Origin of the sequence: Arsenicicoccus sp. oral taxon 190, assembly GCF_001189535.1 — a bacterium.
In the GTDB taxonomy this organism is placed as follows: Bacteria; Actinomycetota; Actinomycetes; order Actinomycetales; family Dermatophilaceae; genus Arsenicicoccus.
In genome coordinates this window covers 1485941-1502482 of record NZ_CP012070.1, presented here as the reverse complement: position 1 = coordinate 1502482, position 16542 = coordinate 1485941, and the positions used below count along the sequence as shown (strand labels likewise).

Below are 16542 nucleotides of genomic sequence, written 5' to 3'. Positions count from 1 at the left end.
AACCCGAGGGGAGCGCGTATAACCATCATGCGCCGGACTCGGACAAATGACTAGTCACTCCCGCCCGCCTGCCCCGAAAGTCACCCATTCGGCGTAGCAACCTGCGAGTAGACCGCCTTCGGAACGTTCCATCCCCGCCAGCCCCTGTCCAAAGGACTAGACACTCGCTACGGTGTCGCCTTCCGCGGCAGCCCGGGGCCAACCAGCGCCGCCGCCGCCCGGCACCAGTCCCGTCAGCCGACGGTGCGCCCCGCCAGCACGGCGTCCGCCACCCGGGTGCCCTCCGCCGCCGCACGCTCCATGGCCGAGCAGCAGTGCAGCAGCCACAGCCGCACCCCGTCGGGCGAGCCGGTCGCGTAGGCGGCGAGGGCGCCGGCATACGCCGTCTGACCGAGGAGCCGGTGACCGGCCTCGGGGACCGCCACCCCGGTCGGGTCCAGCCCACCCGCCTGCACCACGACGCGCTCGAGGGCCCGCGCCACCAGCCCGTTGCCCCGCCCGAACGGCCGCGCCACCGCCACCTCGGCGTGCACCAGCGCCGCCACGACCCCGACCGGCACCGCGTCCAGCGCCCCCAGCAGCTCGACGATCCCCTCCAGCCGCGCCGGCAGCAGCTCGGCGGCGGCCGGCGCGCCCAGCTCCACGAGCTCCGCGCACGCGTCCCCGGCAGCTCGCGGCCGACCGAGCGTGGCCTCCGGCACGCCCAACGGCGAGGCGGCCGCCGTGTGCAGCCGGGCCACCACCTGCCGCGGCGCGGCGCGCAGCACCCCGCGCAGGTGCTCGGCCTCGGCCGTGACCTGCACGGCGCCGCGCACCACCTGCTCGTCCGCCCGGGGCGTCGCGGCCCAGGCCAGGGCGCCGCGGGACAGGTCGCGCACCGTCTCGACCGGCAGCTGGATCCCCTCGAGGAAGGCCGTCTCCCGCGCCCCCCGCACCCGTGACTCGGCCGCCGCCTCGGGGATCCGGCGGCGCAGGGCCTGGTGCCAGCGCAGCTGGGTGCACGACTCGCGCGCGGCGGCGACCGCGTCGGTCACGCCGGGCAGGTCCAGCAGCGGACGGACGGATGCGGCGACGGTCGGGTTCACAGGGGCCACCCTAGGGTTGTCGGACCCAGACCCTACGATCAGATCATGCTCGAGGGGTCGGACCGCACCACGGTGGTGCTCATCGCGATCCTCGCTGCCCTGCTGGCCCTCGGCGCCTGGCTGGTCGCGCGGGTCGTGCGCGTGCGTCGCGCCTTCTCCTCCCCCGCCGAGGAGGCGACGTATGACGCCCTCCACACCGCCGGTCTCGCCGCGCCGCACCTCAAGGACGGGCTGACCCCCGAGGGGGCGACCCGGGCCGCCCGCCACCTGCGGGCCCTGCTCGGCGTGCCCTGCCTCGCGATCACCGACACCCAGGCGGTGCTGGCCTGGGAGGGGCTGGCCGACCCGCAGCGCGAGCGCGTGCTCGACCTGGTGCAGCGCGTCCTGGCGACCGGTGACGCCGAGGTGGTGCACGACCTGGGCGCGGCCGAGGACTCCCCCGCCCGGGCGGCCGCGGTCTCGCCGATCATCAGCGACGACACCGTGATCGGCGCGCTCGTCGCCTACGCCCCCGAGGTCTCCTACGGGCTGCAGCGGGCGGCCCGCGAGGTGGCCAGATGGGTGTCCACCAACGTCGAGCTGGCCGAGCTGAGCCGGCAGCGCACCCGCACCATGGAGGCCGAGCTGCTGGCGCTGCGGGCGCAGATCTCGCCGCACTTCGTCTACAACTCCCTGGGCGCCATCGCGAGCTTCGTGCGCACCGACCCGGACCGCGCCCGCGAGCTGCTGCTCGAGTTCGCCGACTTCACGCGCTACTCCTTCCGCCGCGGGGGCGCCTTCACGACGCTGCAGGAGGAGCTCGTCAACATCGAGCGCTACCTGGCCCTCGAGCAGGCACGCTTCGGGCCGCGGCTCACCGTCGACCTGGACATCGCCCCCGAGGTCCTCGGCGTCGCGGTGCCCTACCTGTCGGTGCAGCCGCTGGTCGAGAACGCCGTCCGCCACGGCCTGGAGCGCAAGGTCGGGGCGGGCACGATCCGGATCACCGCCCGGGACCTCGGCACCGTCACCGAGGTGGGCGTCGAGGACGACGGCATCGGGTCCGACCCCGAGCGGGTCCGCTCGGTGCTGTCGGGCGAGCACGACGGGGACAACGTCGGGCTGGGCAACGTCGACGCCCGGCTGCGGCAGGTCTACGGCGACGCCCACGGCGTCGTGGTCGAAACCGCGCCAGGCGCGGGCACCCGGGTGACCTTCACCGTCCCCAAGTGGGCGCCCGGCGTCCACGCGGGACAATAGGGACGCCTCGGCGAGGAGGAGAGGGAGCATGCAGACGCACGACGACGTGAGCGGCCGCGGCCGACCCGCCGGGCAGCCGGCGCCACGTCTGGTCGCGCTGGTGGTGGACGACGAGCCACCCGCACGCGACGAGCTCGGCTACCTCCTCGGCCGCGACGAGCGCATCGGGGAGGTGCACCTGGCCGGCAGCGGCGCCGAGGCGCTGCAGCTGCTCGGCGAGCGCGCCGTCGACGTGGTCTTCTGCGACATCAGCATGCCGGGGCTCGACGGGCTCGAGGTGGCCCGCGCGGCCGCGGAGCAGGACACCGCGCCGTCGTTCGTCTTCGTCACCGCGCACGACGCCCACGCCGTCGACGCCTTCGAGCTGCAGGCCACCGACTACGTCCTCAAGCCGGTGCGCGAGGAGCGGCTCGCCGAGGCCGTCCGGCGGGTCGTCGACAGCCGACCGGCGGCCCCGGCGACCCGGTCCCCGGCCGAGGAGGACGAGGTGATCCCGGTCGAGCTGGCGGGCGTGACGACCTTCGTGCGCCGCTCGGCCGTGATCTACGCCCAGGCCCAGGGCGACTACACCCGGCTGCACACCCGCGACAGCAACCACCTGGTCCGCATCCCCCTGTCCACCCTCGAGGAGCGTTGGAGCGCAGCGGGATTCGCCCGCATCCACCGCAGCACCCTGGTCTCGCTGCGGCACATCACCCAGGTCCGCAACGACCGCGGCCACACCACCGTGATGCTCGGTCCCCTCGAGCTGCAGGTCTCCCGCCGCCACACCCGGGCGCTGCGGGACCGGCTCGGCCGCCCGGGCGAGACCCGCCGCCGCGAGGCGCCGTGACCGGCCAGCCGCCGGACCGGGTGCGGGTGACCTCGCCCCGGCGCGACGCCGCCCGGCGCAGCAGCGTCGAGCGCCCCGGGACCACCGAGATCGACGAGGACACCGCGCTCGGCCGCCTCTACATGCACGCCTACCTGCGCGGTCACCGCCGGCTCCTCGTCGCGACGCTGTCCTCGCTGGCGCTGCTGCTGGTGGGCCTGCCGCTGGTCTTCGCGCTGGTCCCCGGCGTGGGCCGGCTCCACCTGGGCGGCACCACGGTCGCCTGGCTGCTCATGGGCACCATCGTCTACCCGGCGCTGTGGCTGCTCGCCCGCACCTACGTGCGCGCGGTCGAGCGGCTGGAGGGTGACTTCACCCGCGCCCTCGCCCGCGAGAGCGGCCGGATCGACCACGACGAGGCCGTATGACGCCCTCCGCCTCGCCCCCGGTCGGGCTCGGCGTGGCCGCCGTCGCCGCGATGTGCCTGCTGACCCTGTGGCTCGGGCTGTCCCGCGCCGGCGCGAGCCGCACCACGAGCGACTTCTACGTCGCCTCCCGCGCCGTGTCCGCGCGGCGCAACGCGTCGGCGATCACCGGCGAGTACCTCTCGGCCGCCTCCTTCCTCGGCCTCGCCGGGCTGATGTGGGCGGGCGGCGCCGACCAGCTCTGGCTGCCGGTCGGCTACACCGTCGGCTACGTCATGCTGCTGGTGCTGATCGCCGCCCCGCTGCGCCGCTCCGGGGCCTACACGCTGCCCGACTTCGCCGAGGACCGGCTCGAGTCGCGGCGGGTGCGCCGGGTGGTGTCGCTGCTGGTCGTCGGCACCGGCTGGGTCTACCTGCTGGTGCAGCTGCAGACCGCCGGCGTCGCCCTCGCCCTGCTCACCGGGGCCCCGACGTGGGTGGGGCCGTTGCTCGTGGCCGCGGTCGTGCTGACCGTCGTGAGCGCCGGCGGGATGCGCACCATCACCCTGGTCCAGTCCTGGCACTACTGGATCAAGCTGGTCGCGCTGTGGCTGCCGGCGCTGGTGCTCGGCGGCGTGTGGCTGCGGGCCGGGGCACCCGCCCCACGGCTGCCACCCGGCCAGCTGCAGGACTGGACCCAGCCCCTGAGCGGCTACGGCGGCCGCGAGCACCCGCTCTACCTGACCTGGTCCAGCCTGCTGGGGCAGGCGCTCGGCACCATGGCGCTGCCCCACGTCGTCGTGCGCTACTACACGATCCGGGACGGCCGGGCCGCCCGCCGCACCACGGTCGCGGTCGTGGGCCTCATCTCCGCGTTCTACCTCGCGCTGCCCCTCTACGGGATCCTCGGGCGGGTCTACGTCTCGTCCCTGCCGCCCGGCGCCTCGAGCGACACGATGATGCTGCGGCTGCCGCTCGCGACCCTGCCCGGCCTCGGCGGCGAGCTGCTGACGACCCTGCTCGCGGCGGGCGCCTTCGTCGCCTTCCTGTCCACCGCGAGCGGCCTCGTCGTGGCCCTCGCCGGGGTGCTGGACCAGGACCTCGTCGCCCCCTCCCTGCTGCGCCTGACCAGCGGCGACGTCGACCGGCTGCACAGCTTCCGGATCGCGGCGGCGCTCGCCGTGGTGGTGCCGCTGATGGTCGTGCCGTTCGTGGCCCACGTCGGCGTCAACACCGTCGTCATCGCGATCTTCGCGGTCACGGCATCGACCTTCGCTCCGCTGCTGGTCCTCGGAGTCTGGTGGCCCCGGCTGTCGCGCGCCGGCACGCTGGCGTCCATCGGCGTGGGCGCCACCCTCGCGGTGGGCGCCACCGCGCTCGGCATCGCCGGGGTCGGCGAGGGCTGGCCGCGGGCGCTGCTCGTCGCGCCCGCCGCCTGGACCGCGCCGGCCGCCTTCGCCACCGCCGTGGTCGTCTCGCTGCTGACCCCCGGGTCGGTGCCGCGCAGCACGACCCGGACCATGGTGCGCCTGCACACCCCGGAGGCGCTGCCCCTCGACCGGTGACCGGTGGCCCGGGGGCACGGCAGCCCGGGGGCCAGGGGCCCGGTGGCCCGGTGGCCCGGTGGCCCGGTGGCCCGGTGGCCCGGTGGCCCGGTGGCCCGGGGGCACGGCATACGGGCTGTCACGACCGCTCGGCGCGCCGGGGTGACCGCTCGCCCGCCCACCCGGCCGCGCCCTCTAGGTGAGCCCGGCCACGCTCGCGCACAGTGGCTGTCGCCGGCACGACGACGTGCCGGTCTCCCCACCCCGCAGGAGGCCTCGCGTGAGCGCGACCAAGTCGACCCGCGACTACGGCGCCGCCTACAGCGACGTGCAGCAGTCGCCCGAGTTCCAGGAGCTGCGAAGCCGGTTGCGGTCCTTCGTCTTCCCGATGACCGCAGCCTTCCTCGCCTGGTACTTCCTCTACGTCATCCTGGCCGCCTTCTTCCCGGCCTTCATGAGCCAGAAGGTCATCGGCAACATCAACGTCGGCCTGATCTTCGGCTTCCTGCAGTTCGTGACGACCTTCGCCATCACGATCGCCTACGTCCGCTGGGCCGACCGGGAGTTCGACCCCCGGGCCGAGCGGATCCACCAGATGGTCGAGGAGCGGGGGCTCGAGGACCGATGAGCGCCACCATGATCACCGCCGCCGGCAGCCAGGTCGGCTCGCCGCTGCTCAACATCGCGATCTTCGCGATCTTCGTCCTCGTGACGCTCGCCGTCGTCATCCGGGTCTCCCAGGGCAAGAAGAAGACCGCCGGGGAGTACTACACCGGGGGCGCCGCCTTCTCCGGGCGGCAGAACGGCATCGCCATCGCCGGCGACTACCTCTCCGCCGCCAGCTTCCTCGGCATTGCCGGGGCGATCGCCATCGCCGGCTACGACGGCTTCCTCTACTCCATCGGCTTCCTCGTCGCGTGGCTCGTGGCGCTGCTGCTCGTCGCCGAGCTGCTGCGCAACACCGGGCGCTTCACGATGGCCGACGTGCTCAGCTTCCGGCTGCGGCAGCGCCCGGTGCGGATGGCCGCGGCGACCTCCACGCTCGCCGTGTCCTTCTTCTACCTGCTCGCCCAGATGGCCGGCGCCGGCGGGCTGGTGTCGCTGCTGCTCGGCATCAAGTCGTGGGCCGGGCAGGCCGTCGTCATCGCCGTGGTGGGCACGCTGATGATCCTCTACGTGCTCATCGGCGGCATGAAGGGCACCACCTGGGTGCAGATCATCAAGGCCTGCCTGCTCATCGCGGGCGCCGGCATCATCACCGTGTGGGTGCTCGGGAAGTTCGGCCTCAACCTGTCAAGCGTGATGCAGCACGCCGTCGACAACTCCCCCAAGGTCGGCGAGAAGCTCCTCAACCCGGGCCTGAAGTACGGCAAGACGACCCTGTCCAAGATCGACTTCATCTCGCTGTCGATGGCGCTGGTGCTCGGCACCGCCGGCCTGCCCCACGTGCTGATGCGCTTCTACACGGTCCCCACCTCCAAGGAGGCACGCAAGTCCGTGGAGTGGGCGATCTGGCTGATCGGCTTGTTCTACCTCTTCACGCTGGTCATCGGCTTCGGCGCCGCCGCGCTCGTGGGTCCCGCCGCGATCCAGGCCGCCCCCGGCAAGGAGAACTCCGCCGCGCCGCTGCTGGCCTTCCACCTCGGCGGCTCGGTCTTCCTCGGGATCATCTCCGCCATCGCCTTCGCCACGATCCTCGCCGTCGTCGCGGGCCTGACCATCACCACGTCCGCGACCTTCGCGCACGACATCTACAACATGGTGATGAAGGACGGGAAGGCCACCCAGGAGCAGGAGGTCAAGGTCGCCCGCCGGGCCGCGATCGCCGGTGGCGTCGTCGCGATCATCGGCGGGATCCTCGCCAACGGCCAGAACATCGCCTTCCTCGTGGCACTGGCCTTCGCCGTGGCCGCGAGCGCCAACCTCCCGACGATCCTCTACTCGCTCTTCTGGTCCAGGTTCACGACCCGCGGCGCGCTGTGGTCGATCTACGGCGGGCTCGGCTCCGCGCTGCTGCTGATCCTCTTCAGCCCGGTGGTCTCCGGCAAGGTCGACGCGACGGGCAAGAGCCTGTCGATGATCACCAACCCGGCGATCGACTTCCACTGGTTCCCGCTCGACAACCCGGGCATCATCTCGATCCCGCTCGGCTTCCTGCTGGGGTGGCTCGGCTCGATCACCGACTCCGAGAAGCCCAACGCCGACAAGTACGCCGAGATGGAGGTCCGCTCCCTGTCCGGTCACGGCGTGGCCGGCGCGCTGCAGCACTGACCCTCCCCGTATGCCGATCCCCCCGGATCCCCGCCGCCTGGCGAGGCCGGGGGGATCGGCATACGACTCGGGCCCGCGACGTCGCGACCTTCGGGGATACCGTGAGGAGGTGCCGACCGACCAGCTGCCCCCGGGTCACCTGCCCGGGAGCGCGGCCTACCGGCGGATCTCCGTGGCGCTCTTCCTGGCGGGGCTGGCGACCTTCGCCATGATCTACACGACCCAGCCGCTGCTGCCCGAGCTGGCCCGGGCGTTCCGGCTGAGCCCGGCGGCCGCGTCGTTGTCGGTCTCCACGACCACCTTCGCCCTGGGCATCGCGATGCTCCTCGTCGGCCCCAGCTCGGAGGTCCTCGGCCGCACCCGGGTGATGCACCTGTCGCTCTTCGCGTCGTCGCTGGTGACGGTGCTGACCGCGCTCGCCCCCACCTGGCCGGTGCTGCTCGTGCTGCGCACCCTGCTCGGGGTCGCGGTCGCGGGGCTGCCGGCGGTGGCGGTCGCCTACCTGCGCGAGGAGGTGGACCCCTCGGCCGCGGCCCGGGCCGCCGGGCTCTACATCGGGGGGACCGCTCTCGGCGGGATGGCCGGGAGGTTCGTGACCGGCGGGGTCGCCGACCTGGCGGGCTGGCACTGGGCCATCGCCTCGGTCGGGCTGCTCGGGCTCGGGTGCGCGGTCACGGTGCGGCTGATGCTGCCGCCGTCGCGCAAGTTCGCGCCGACGCCGCTGCCGGCGGCGGAGCTGGTCGCGATGACGCGGCGCATGGCGACCGACCCGGCGCTGCTGGCGCTCTACGGCATCGCCTTCTGCACGATGGGCGCCTTCGTCTCGGCCTTCAACGCGATGGGCTTCCGCCTGGCCCGACCGCCCTACTCCCTGTCGCTCGGGGTCGCCGGGCTGGTCTTCGCGGTCTACGCGCTGGGGTCGGTCGCGTCGGCGCGGGCCGGGCGGCTCGCGGACCTGCGCGGGGTGCGCGCGGTGGTGCCCGTCACGCTGCTCATCTACCTGGCCGGGCTCGCGGTGACGCTGGCCGTGCCGCTGTGGCTCGTCGTCGCGGGCCTCGCGGTGGTGTCGATGGGCTTCTTCGCCACCCACGGCGTCGCGAGCGGCTGGGTCGCCTCCCGGGCGACCTACGTCGGTCGCGGGACCGCCCAGGCGACCTCGCTCTACATGTTCGCCTACTACCTGGGCTCGTCGGTCTGCGGCACCGTCGCGGGGGCCGCGTGGAGCTGCGGCGGCTGGCCGCTGGTGGTGGCGTGGTGCGCCGGGCTGGTGCTGGTGGCCGCCGCGCTGGCGGTGTGGCTGCGGCGGGTGCCGACGCTCGCCCGGTGACGGGCGGTCAGGGCTCGGCGCGGGCCGCGGCGAGCAGCGCGACGGCGGTGTCCGAGTCGGTCACCAGCGTGTTGTAGTAGCCGGCGCCGGCGGCGGCCAGCAGGGGCGCGACCTTGGCCTCGCCGACGGCGAGGGCGATGGAGTGCTCGAGGCGGCGCAGGTCCGCGAGCTCCATGGAGACCAGCCGCTCAATGCCCGGTATGACGACCGGGTCACCGCCCGCGTCGAAGGGACGCATGCACATGTCCCCCACGATCGCCGACCGCTCCGGCCCGGCCACCGAGAAGACCGAGGGGATGAGGGACCGGTCGGCCAGGGACGCGCCCACGCCGAGCAGCGCCGCCCGGGCCGTGTGCCAGGCCTCCATCACCCGCACCGTGTGGTCGTCCTCCATCAGCGCCTCGCGCAGCGCCGGGCCGGGGACGGCGGGGGCGTAGAGCATCACCGGCGTCCCGCTCACCTTGAGGGCCAGCGCCCGGGTGATCTCGTTGGTCTGGTAGGCGCTCTCGGGCTCGTCGACGCCCCCGGAGGTGGGGTAGACGAGGACGCCTCGCAGGTCGGGCAGGTGCTGCTGGACGACCGCGTGGACGGTGACCCCGCTGGAGACGAGCAGGGCGTCGCCGGGGACGAGACCGGCGGCGGACAGGGCGTGCCCCGCCGGCTCGGCGAGGAGCCGCCCGACCGGGACGCCGGCGGCCGAGGGGGCGACGTAGGCAGCCCGCAGGCCGAGCGTGGCCCGCAGCTCGGCCTCGAGGTCGGCGGTGGAGTGCTCCTCGGGGTCGACGACCTGGATGCGGACCACCCCGGTCGCCCGGGCCTCGGCGAGCAGCCGGCTGACGGTGGGGCGGCTGGTGCCGAGCTGCGCCGCGATCTGAGCCTGGTTGGCGTCCTCGAGGTAGTACATCCGCGCCGCCCGGTAGACCATGCCGGGGGCGAACCGTCCGTGCTCCGGGGGCGGCACCGTCTTGTCCTGCGTCACCGCCCACCTCGCGTTCCCCGGCATGACGCCCGGCTGACCTAGAACCTAGGTTCCCATCCAGCCCGGCGCAAGTTTCTGAACAAAAGTTCTGGACATTCGTTCTGCAGGTTTCCTAGATTGGGCCGCATCACACCCGCCAGGGGCACCGCCGCCCGGACCGATGGAGGTCCCGTGTCCGACACCGAGCCGCGTTCCCGACGGCCAGAGCACACCATGCAGCTGTCTCCTTCGTCTGTGCGGCGGGCGTTCGTGCTGCCATCGTGGCATCCGCCGGTCCGCAGGGACAGCACCACCCCGGTCCGGCGACCTCCCTCGGCCACGACCAGGTGAACTTGACAATGATTCCCATTCAACCGCACCCTGGTCCCATGACCCGCCGTATGCCGCTCGCCGCCTCCGCCGCCCTGACCGCCCTCGCCCTGGCCGGGTGCGGCTCGGCGGGCGCCGGCGGCGCGGCCGGCTCGGGCGGGTCCGGCGGCGGCGCGGGCGACAAGCTCGACGTCGTCGTCAGCTTCTACCCGCTGCAGTACGCCGTGGAGCAGATCGGCGGGCAGCACGTCGCCGTCACCAACCTCACCAAGCCCGGCGCGGAACCCCACGACATCGAGCTGTCCCCCAAGGACGTCGCGACGGTCTCCAAGGCCCGGCTCGCGGTCTACGAGAAGGGCCTGCAGCCCACCGTCGACGACGCGGTCAAGGAGGTCGACGGGGATCGCGTGCTCGACGTGGCGACCGCGGCCGACCTGACGATCAAGCACGACCCCGTGGTGGGCGGCGAGCGGCACGGCCACGCGGGCGAGAGCGCCGAGGAGCACGCCGGCCACTCCCACGGCCCGGGCGCGCAGGACCCCCACTTCTGGCTCGACCCGCAGCGCTACACCAAGGTCGCGGAGGCCGTCGCCGCCCGGCTGGGGCAGGTCGACCCGGCGCACCGCGTCGACTACGAGCGCAACCTCGCCACGCTGCGCACCACGCTGCACCAGCTCGACCGTGACTTCGCCGCCGGCCTCCAGGGCTGCGCCAGCAAGAACCTCGTCACCAGCCACGCGGCGTTCGGTTACCTCGCCGACCGCTACGGCTTCACGCAGGTCGCCATCGCCGGGCTGTCCCCCGAGCAGGAGCCCGACCCCGCGACGCTGGCCGAGGTGGCCAGGTACGCCAAGGCCAACCGGGTGAGCACCATCTACACCGAGACGCTGGCCAGCCCCGCGCTCGCCCAGACCGTCGCCAAGGAGACCGGCGCCCGCACCGCGGTCCTGGACCCCCTCGAGGGGATCACCCCCGCCTCCGCCGGCAAGGACTACGTTGAGGTCATGAAGGCCAACCTCGCCACCCTCCGCAAGGGCCAGACCTGCCGGTGACCCCCGCCTCCCCCACCCCCACCTCCCCCGCTCCCGCCAGACACCACGCCCCCGACGACACCCCCGTGATCCGCCTGCGCGGCGCGTCCTTCGGCTACGCGGACCGCGCCGTCGTCTCGGGGGCCGACCTCGTCGTCCGGCCCGGGGAGGCGCTCGCGCTGCTCGGGCCCAACGGGTGCGGCAAGTCCACCCTGGTCAAGGGCTTGCTGGGCCTCAACGACCACCTCGGCGGCGAGGTGGAGCTCTTCGGTATGCCGCTCGCCCGGTTCCGCGACCGGCACCGGCTCGGCTACGTCCCGCAGCGCCACACGCTGTCCACGTCGGTCGCCGCGACCGTGACGGAGGTGGTCGCGGCGGGCCGGCTCCCCCACCAGGGGCTGCTGGCCCGGCTGCGCCGCCACGACCGGGAGGTCATCGCCCGGTCGCTGGACGTCGTGGGCCTGGCCGACCTCGCCCGCGAGGACGTCTCGACGCTGTCCGGCGGCCAGCAGCGCCGGGTCCTCATCGCCCGGGCCCTCGCGGGCCAGCCGGACGCCCTCGTCATGGACGAGCCCACGGCCGGGGTGGACGTCGCCAACCAGCGGCTGCTCGCCACGGTGCTGCAGCGGCTGCGCGACCGGGGCGTCGGGCTGCTCATCGTCACCCACGAGGTCGACGCCATCGCGGGCGTCCTCGACCGGGTCGTCTGCATGGCCTCGGGCCGGATCGTCTTCGACGGCACCGTCGCCGAGCTCGCCGCCCGCTCCGGCCCGGACCGGCCGCAGCTCGGCGACCCCCACCACCATGCGCACGAGCGGCACGGGCAGCGCGAGCCGGCCGCCGGCGCGCTGAGCAGGCCGGCAGCGGGCGTCGGCATACGGTCTCGGGCGGAGGAGGACGAGCGTGCTTGAGCTGTGGAGCTTCGAGTTCATGCAGCGGGCGCTGGTGGCGGCGCTGCTCGTCGGCGCCGCCGCCCCCATGGTCGGCACCTTCCTGGTGCAGCGGCGGATGTCGCTGATCGGGGACGGCATGGGCCACGTCGCCCTCGCCGGGGTCTCCATCGGCCTCATCACCGGGCAGCAGCCGGTGTGGACCGCGCTCGTCGCCGCGATCGTCTGCGCGGTGGCGATCGAGGTGATCCAGCGGTTCGGGCGCGCGAGCGGCGACATCGCCCTCGCGCTGATGTTCTACGGCGGCATCGCGCTCGGCGTGGTCCTGATGTCGCGCGCCACGGCGCAGGGCGGCCCTGGGCTCACCTCCTACCTCTTCGGCTCGATCACGACGACGAGCCGGGAGGACCTCGCGGTCTTCGGGGTCCTCGCCGTGGTCGTCATGGCGACGACCTGGGTGCTGCGGCCGAGGCTCTTCGCCGTCGCCAACGACGAGGAGTGGTCCCGCGCAGCCGGGCTGCCCGTGCTGGCCCTCAACATCGTGCTCGCGGTGCTGACCGCGGTCACCGTGGTGGTCGCGATGCGGGTCGTCGGGCTGCTGCTCATCAGCGCGCTGATGATCCTGCCCAACGCCGCCGCGCAGCAGGTGACCCGCAGCTTCCGCGCGACCCGGCTGGTCGCGGTGGTGATCGGGGTGCTGTGCGCGACCGGTGGCGTGGCCGTCTCCTACCAGCTGGACACCCCCTCCGGCGGGACGATCGTGCTGATGGTCCTGGGGGCCTTCCTGGTGCTGGCCGTGGCCGCCGCCGTCGCCCGCGCCGCCGGGGCCCGCCACCACCGCCTCGCCGAGACCCACGAGCACGACCACGGTCCCGGGTGCGGGCATCGGGCCGTCGCGCACGGCGACCACACCGACTACCTGCATGATGGTCACCTGCACGCCCCGCACGAGGGCCACTACGACGAGCACGGACCCGGTCACCAACCTGGTCACGCGCCCGGGCGCACCGCCGCCGGGGACGCGGACCACGCCCGACCGCAGAGGAGCTGAACCCATGGCCGACACCGAGCGCCGAGCGACCAAGCAGCGCCGCGCGGTCGAGCAGGTCCTGCAGGACACCGACGACTTCATCTCTGCGCAGGCGCTGCACGCCCGGCTGCGGGAAGCGGGCGACGCGGTTGGCCTCGCGACGGTCTACCGCACCCTCAACGCGCTCGTCGAGGACGCCCGCGTCGACACGCTGCGCCTCGACGACGGGGAGGCGCGCTACCGGTTGTGCGCGACCGCGCAGCACCACCACCACCTGGTCTGCCGCGATTGCGGGCGCACCGTCGAGATCGCGGGGCCGGCCGTGGAGTCGTGGGCCGACGCCGTCGCGGCCGAGCACGGCTTCACCGAGGTGTCGCACACCCTCGAGGTCTTCGGGACCTGCGACCGCCACTGACGGCGGCGCCGGCTGCGCTCAGTGCAGCAGCTTGAGGCCCGCCACGCAGCCGACGATCCCGAGCAGCAGCGCGATCTTGAGCACCGACACGGCCTCCGCCCCGGTGGCCATGCTCCAGGCCACGGTCGTCACGGCGCCGATGCCCACCCAGACCGCGTAGGCGGTGCCGACGGGCAGCTCGCGCAGCGCGTAGGCCAGCCCGCCCATGCTCAGCCCGCAGGCCACCAGGAAGACGACGCTCGGCCCCAGCCGGCTGAACCCCTCGCTGCGCCCGAGCGCGGTCGCCCACACAGCCTCCATGACTCCGGACAGCACCAGCACGATCCACGACATGGTCCACTCCTCGTGGCCGTCTTGTCGCGTGACCGGGTACGGCTCCCTCGTCCGGGGCCCGCTCGCGGGGCCTCGCTCCAGGCTCGCACGCCCCGTATGCCGGGGCAAGCCCCCCGGGGCCACCGGCCCGGCCCGGCCGCGCGTCACGCCACGTCGGAGGCGCCCTCCTCGCCCAGCCACTCCTCGAAGCCGTCGCGCCGCCCCATCCATCGGTCACGCGCGGTGAGCATCTCGGCCTCGGTCATGACGGCGGCCTCGAAGGCCTCCCGCACCACGGTGGCCGTCTCGGCGTCGGTGGTGACCAAGAGGTTCGTCATACGGTCCGCGTCGTCCCAGCCCCCGATCGCGCCGATGGAGAGCTGCCCGCCGCTGGCGTCCCAGGCGATCGCGGTGCCGGGGCGGCCGGGGAGCCAGAAGGCGCCGCGACCGCGCAGCTCGCCCGACCCCAGGTCCTCGAGGTGCTGCCGCAGGCGGTCGGGGTGGAAGGGGCGCCAGGTGCGCAGGGTCAGCGTCTGCAGGCCGCCGGCCGGAGCGGCGCCGGTCGCCCGGCGACGCCGCGGGTCGACGAAGGCGGAGGAGCGCTCCACGTCGCAGCCGCGCAGGAGCAGCTCGGCGCCCGAGAGCGTCGACAGACCCGCCGCGACGCTCGAGTCGGGGCGGCGCAGGTGGTCCAGCAGGGCTCGGTCGGACTCGTCGAGCTCGTGGGCGAGGACGACGACGTCGGCGAGCTCGACCTGGTTGACCAGGGTCTCGCCGTAGCTGCGGCGGTCGTCGTCGACCATGGCCAGGTCCAGCTCGGCCAGCAGCGGGTCGTCGAAGACGCCGGCGCACAGGTCCTCGCAGCTGACGACGGTGACGACCGAGCGCAGGTCGAGGTGGTCGGCGACGCGGCGTCCGTCGGCCAGGTGGGCGCGGGCGATGCCGAGGGCGAGGGGCAGGGGCTCCGCGGCGACGGGCAGGGCGACGACGAGCGTGCCCCAGCGGCCGGTCTCGGCGAGGCGGACCAGGGTGGGCAGGATCGCCTCGCGCAGCGAGCAGGACAGGCAGGGGTGGCGGACCTCCTGGCCGGCCTCCTCGACGATGCCGGTGAGATCGCTGACGGCCCACCGCACCTCGCCGGCCGCAGCGTCGACGACGAGCCGCACCACGGCGGAGTCGGGCAGGTCGCACTGCAGGCCCATCGCGGTGACGGCCTGGTCGGTGGCGTCCAGTCCGGCGACGACGAGGACGTGTGTGGTCATCAGGTCTCCTTCGTGTGCCGCGCCGACGACTCCCCCGGCCGCCCGCTGCGAGGACGGGGGAGGGCGCCATACGGCCCGTTGTTTGTGTAATGAGAATCGTTCTCTAAAGTATCAGAGCCGCAACCGAGCGGAGCCTCATGTCCCACCACTGCCAGCTGACCGGTGCGCAGCCGCGCTTCGGCAACACCATCAGCCACTCGCACCGCCGCACCAGGCGGCGCTTCGACCCCAACATCCAGCGGCGGACCTACTGGGCGCCGAGCCTGGGGCGCTCGGTCACGCTGCGCCTGTCGACCCGAGCCATCCAGACGATCGACCGCATCGGCATCGACGCGGCCGTCGCCCGGATCCAGGCCCACGGCGAGCGCGTGTGACCGGCCGTATGCCGACCGCCCGTCAGGAGTCGAACCGCCCCGGGTCGATCAACCCGCGTCGGACCGCGCGCACCAGGCGCCGGGGCACGCGCACGGTGCGGCCGCCGACGGCGACCGGCACGAGCTCGACCGGTGCGGCCTTCCAGCTCGCGCGACGGGATCGGGTGTGGGAGCGCGACATCTTGCGCTTGGGGACGGCCATCAGGTGCCTCCTCGGTGCGGGAACAGGACGATCAGCCTAACCGTTATGATAATCATTCTTCCCTAGAGACGAAGGAGGCCACCCCATGGCCAGGTCCACCGACGTGCGACCCAAGATCACGCTCCGCTCGACGGCGGGCACGGGCTACACGTACGTCACCCGCAAGAACCGCCGGAACGACCCGGACCGGCTCCTGATCCGCAAGTACGACCCGGTCGTGCGCAGGCACGTCGAGTTCAAGGAGTAACGCTGATGGCCAAGAAGTCGAAGACCGCCCGGGACCAGCAGCGACGCGAGGTCGTCGCGCGCCACGCCGAGGAGCGCCGGGCGCTGAAGGCCGTCATCGCCGACCCCACCGCCGACCCCATGAGCAAGGCCGCCGCCCAGCTGCGGCTGCAGCGGATGCCCCGCGACGCCAGCGCCACCCGCCTGCACAACCGCGACGTCGTCGACGGGCGCCCCCGCTCGGTCTACCGCAGGTTCGGCCTGACACGCATCCGGCTGCGCGAGATGGCCCACGCCGGCGAGCTGCCCGGCGTCACGAAGTCCAGCTGGTGACCGTTCCCGCCCGATCCGATCCGACCGGACCCGATCCGACCCCACCCGGAAGGACCGTCCCATGAACCGCAGCGAGCTCGTCCACGAGATCAGCAGGCGCACCGCCTCCACACCCAGCCACGTCGACGGCGTCCTCGACGCCCTCGGCGACCTGATGCGCGAGTGCGCCGCGAGCGGCGGCAAGCTGCAGATCGCGGGTCTGCTCACCCTCGAGCGCGTCGAGCGCGCCGCCCGCACGGGGCGCAACCCGCGCACCGGCGAGACGATCCAGATCCCGGCCCAGCCGGCGGTCAAGCTCACGCCGGGGTCGACGCTCAAGGCCGCCGCCAGGGGCGAGAGGTAAGGCCGGGCCAGCGGCCGGGAGGAGCGGGCCGCCGACCACCCCGCCCCGCCCCGCCCCACCCCGCCGCGCCATTGGTCACCAATGACTGGCATGAACGATCAAATCACCCCGGAATCGTGCATTGGTGACCAATGGCGACGCCGCGGGGAGCGTATG

At 73.7% G+C, this 16542-nt stretch carries 20 protein-coding genes and 1 riboswitch; of the genes, 15 read left to right on the top strand and 5 right to left on the bottom strand.

All coding sequences use genetic code 11. The features are described from left to right. Positions 1-233: 233 nt before the first annotated feature. Entirely contained in the window at positions 234-1085 is an 852-nt protein-coding gene (locus tag ADJ73_RS07065; protein WP_156188154.1) for a hypothetical protein, read from the bottom strand. A 45-nt stretch (positions 1086-1130) separates the two neighbouring features. Here ADJ73_RS07065 and ADJ73_RS07060 point away from each other — a divergent pair, with 45 nt between their 5' ends. From ADJ73_RS07060 to ADJ73_RS07030, 7 genes are all read left to right on the top strand, one after another. Next, on the top strand, positions 1131-2324 hold the full coding sequence (locus tag ADJ73_RS07060; protein ID WP_082176805.1) for a histidine kinase: 1194 nt from the start codon (positions 1131-1133) through the stop codon (positions 2322-2324). A gap of 28 nt (positions 2325-2352) precedes the next feature. Beyond that, positions 2353-3156 carry a LytR/AlgR family response regulator transcription factor gene (locus ADJ73_RS07055; protein WP_050347686.1) on the top strand — a complete coding sequence of 268 codons (804 nt, stop codon included), beginning with the start codon at positions 2353-2355 and terminating at the stop codon, positions 3154-3156. Next, a complete protein-coding gene (locus ADJ73_RS07050) occupies positions 3153-3563 on the top strand; it encodes a hypothetical protein (protein ID WP_050347685.1) in 411 nt (136 codons plus the stop codon). The genes ADJ73_RS07055 and ADJ73_RS07050 overlap by 4 nt, the downstream gene beginning before the upstream one ends. Further along, positions 3560-5104, top strand: a complete 1545-nt coding sequence (locus ADJ73_RS07045; RefSeq protein ID WP_050347684.1) for a sodium/solute symporter — start codon at positions 3560-3562, stop codon at positions 5102-5104. The genes ADJ73_RS07050 and ADJ73_RS07045 overlap by 4 nt, the downstream gene beginning before the upstream one ends. Positions 5105-5363: 259 nt before the next feature. After that, positions 5364-5711, top strand: coding sequence for a DUF485 domain-containing protein (locus ADJ73_RS07040; RefSeq protein ID WP_050347683.1), 348 nt, complete (start codon positions 5364-5366; stop codon positions 5709-5711). Continuing rightward, positions 5708-7354, top strand: a complete 1647-nt coding sequence (locus ADJ73_RS07035; protein ID WP_050347682.1) for a solute symporter family protein — start codon at positions 5708-5710, stop codon at positions 7352-7354. Before ADJ73_RS07040 ends, ADJ73_RS07035 begins: the two co-directional genes overlap by 4 nt. Before the next feature lie 109 nt (positions 7355-7463). Next, positions 7464-8681 carry an MFS transporter gene (locus tag ADJ73_RS07030; protein ID WP_050347681.1) on the top strand — a complete coding sequence of 406 codons (1218 nt, stop codon included), beginning with the start codon at positions 7464-7466 and terminating at the stop codon, positions 8679-8681. Positions 8682-8688: 7 nt separating this feature from the next. Here the strand turns inward: ADJ73_RS07030 and ADJ73_RS07025 are convergent, their stop codons facing one another. Continuing rightward, positions 8689-9660, bottom strand: coding sequence for a sugar-binding transcriptional regulator (locus tag ADJ73_RS07025; protein ID WP_050347680.1), 972 nt, complete (start codon positions 9658-9660; stop codon positions 8689-8691). A 368-nt stretch (positions 9661-10028) separates the two neighbouring features. Between ADJ73_RS07025 and ADJ73_RS07020 the strand changes: the two genes are divergently transcribed. The 4 genes from ADJ73_RS07020 to ADJ73_RS07005 are packed head-to-tail and all read left to right on the top strand — an operon-like array spanning position 10029 to position 13335. Further along, a complete protein-coding gene (locus ADJ73_RS07020; protein WP_156188153.1) occupies positions 10029-11021 on the top strand; it encodes a metal ABC transporter substrate-binding protein in 993 nt (330 codons plus the stop codon). Continuing rightward, positions 11018-11911, top strand: a complete 894-nt coding sequence (locus ADJ73_RS07015) for a metal ABC transporter ATP-binding protein (RefSeq protein ID WP_253272688.1) — start codon at positions 11018-11020, stop codon at positions 11909-11911. The genes ADJ73_RS07020 and ADJ73_RS07015 overlap by 4 nt, the downstream gene beginning before the upstream one ends. Then, positions 11904-12941 (top strand): metal ABC transporter permease, encoded by a 1038-nt coding sequence (locus tag ADJ73_RS07010; RefSeq protein WP_050347678.1) that lies wholly within the window; start codon positions 11904-11906, stop codon positions 12939-12941. Before ADJ73_RS07015 ends, ADJ73_RS07010 begins: the two co-directional genes overlap by 8 nt. 4 nt (positions 12942-12945) lie before the next feature. Next, complete coding sequence (locus ADJ73_RS07005) at positions 12946-13335, top strand: Fur family transcriptional regulator (RefSeq protein WP_050347677.1); 390 nt, start codon at positions 12946-12948, stop codon at positions 13333-13335. Between the two features lie 18 nt (positions 13336-13353). Here the strand turns inward: ADJ73_RS07005 and ADJ73_RS07000 are convergent, their stop codons facing one another. After that, entirely contained in the window at positions 13354-13668 is a 315-nt protein-coding gene (locus ADJ73_RS07000; protein WP_050347676.1) for a DMT family transporter, read from the bottom strand. An 11-nt stretch (positions 13669-13679) separates the two neighbouring features. Further along, positions 13680-13742: riboswitch (guanidine-III (ykkC-III) riboswitch) on the bottom strand. 69 nt (positions 13743-13811) lie between these two features. Continuing rightward, positions 13812-14909, bottom strand: coding sequence for a CobW family GTP-binding protein (locus tag ADJ73_RS06995; RefSeq protein ID WP_050347675.1), 1098 nt, complete (start codon positions 14907-14909; stop codon positions 13812-13814). A gap of 137 nt (positions 14910-15046) precedes the next feature. On the opposite strand from ADJ73_RS06995, the gene rpmB reads away from it, so the two are divergent. Beyond that, entirely contained in the window at positions 15047-15283 is a 237-nt protein-coding gene (gene rpmB / locus ADJ73_RS06990; RefSeq protein WP_050347674.1) for a 50S ribosomal protein L28, read from the top strand. Between the two features lie 22 nt (positions 15284-15305). Here rpmB and rpmF read toward each other — a convergent pair whose 3' ends face one another. After that, entirely contained in the window at positions 15306-15485 is a 180-nt protein-coding gene (gene rpmF, locus ADJ73_RS06985; RefSeq protein WP_050347673.1) for a 50S ribosomal protein L32, read from the bottom strand. An 85-nt stretch (positions 15486-15570) separates the two neighbouring features. On the opposite strand from rpmF, the gene rpmG reads away from it, so the two are divergent. From rpmG to ADJ73_RS06970, 3 genes are all read left to right on the top strand, one after another. Further along, positions 15571-15732 (top strand): 50S ribosomal protein L33, encoded by a 162-nt coding sequence (rpmG, locus tag ADJ73_RS06980; RefSeq protein WP_050347672.1) that lies wholly within the window; start codon positions 15571-15573, stop codon positions 15730-15732. Between the two features lie 5 nt (positions 15733-15737). Further along, positions 15738-16043 (top strand): 30S ribosomal protein S14, encoded by a 306-nt coding sequence (gene rpsN / locus ADJ73_RS06975; protein WP_050347671.1) that lies wholly within the window; start codon positions 15738-15740, stop codon positions 16041-16043. Positions 16044-16104: 61 nt separating this feature from the next. After that, positions 16105-16386 carry an HU family DNA-binding protein gene (locus ADJ73_RS06970; RefSeq protein WP_050347670.1) on the top strand — a complete coding sequence of 94 codons (282 nt, stop codon included), beginning with the start codon at positions 16105-16107 and terminating at the stop codon, positions 16384-16386. Positions 16387-16542 lie beyond the last annotated feature (156 nt).

Excerpts from the sequence above, each read along its gene's own strand:
- ADJ73_RS07060 (WP_082176805.1), top strand. The coding sequence starts at position 1,131 with ATGCTCGAGGGGTCGGACCGCACCACGGTGGTGCTCATCGCGATCCTC.
- ADJ73_RS07055 (WP_050347686.1), top strand. The coding sequence starts at position 2,353 with ATGCAGACGCACGACGACGTGAGCGGCCGCGGCCGACCCGCCGGGCAG.
- ADJ73_RS07045 (WP_050347684.1), top strand. The coding sequence starts at position 3,560 with ATGACGCCCTCCGCCTCGCCCCCGGTCGGGCTCGGCGTGGCCGCCGTC.
- ADJ73_RS07035 (WP_050347682.1), top strand. The coding sequence starts at position 5,708 with ATGAGCGCCACCATGATCACCGCCGCCGGCAGCCAGGTCGGCTCGCCG.
- ADJ73_RS07020 (WP_156188153.1), top strand. The coding sequence starts at position 10,029 with ATGACCCGCCGTATGCCGCTCGCCGCCTCCGCCGCCCTGACCGCCCTC.
- ADJ73_RS07005 (WP_050347677.1), top strand. The coding sequence starts at position 12,946 with ATGGCCGACACCGAGCGCCGAGCGACCAAGCAGCGCCGCGCGGTCGAG.
- ADJ73_RS07000 (WP_050347676.1), bottom strand. The coding sequence starts at position 13,668 with ATGTCGTGGATCGTGCTGGTGCTGTCCGGAGTCATGGAGGCTGTGTGG.
- ADJ73_RS06995 (WP_050347675.1), bottom strand. The coding sequence starts at position 14,909 with ATGACCACACACGTCCTCGTCGTCGCCGGACTGGACGCCACCGACCAG.
- rpmB (WP_050347674.1), top strand. The coding sequence starts at position 15,047 with ATGTCCCACCACTGCCAGCTGACCGGTGCGCAGCCGCGCTTCGGCAAC.
- rpmF (WP_050347673.1), bottom strand. The coding sequence starts at position 15,485 with ATGGCCGTCCCCAAGCGCAAGATGTCGCGCTCCCACACCCGATCCCGT.
- rpmG (WP_050347672.1), top strand. The coding sequence starts at position 15,571 with ATGGCCAGGTCCACCGACGTGCGACCCAAGATCACGCTCCGCTCGACG.
- rpsN (WP_050347671.1), top strand. The coding sequence starts at position 15,738 with ATGGCCAAGAAGTCGAAGACCGCCCGGGACCAGCAGCGACGCGAGGTC.
- ADJ73_RS06970 (WP_050347670.1), top strand. The coding sequence starts at position 16,105 with ATGAACCGCAGCGAGCTCGTCCACGAGATCAGCAGGCGCACCGCCTCC.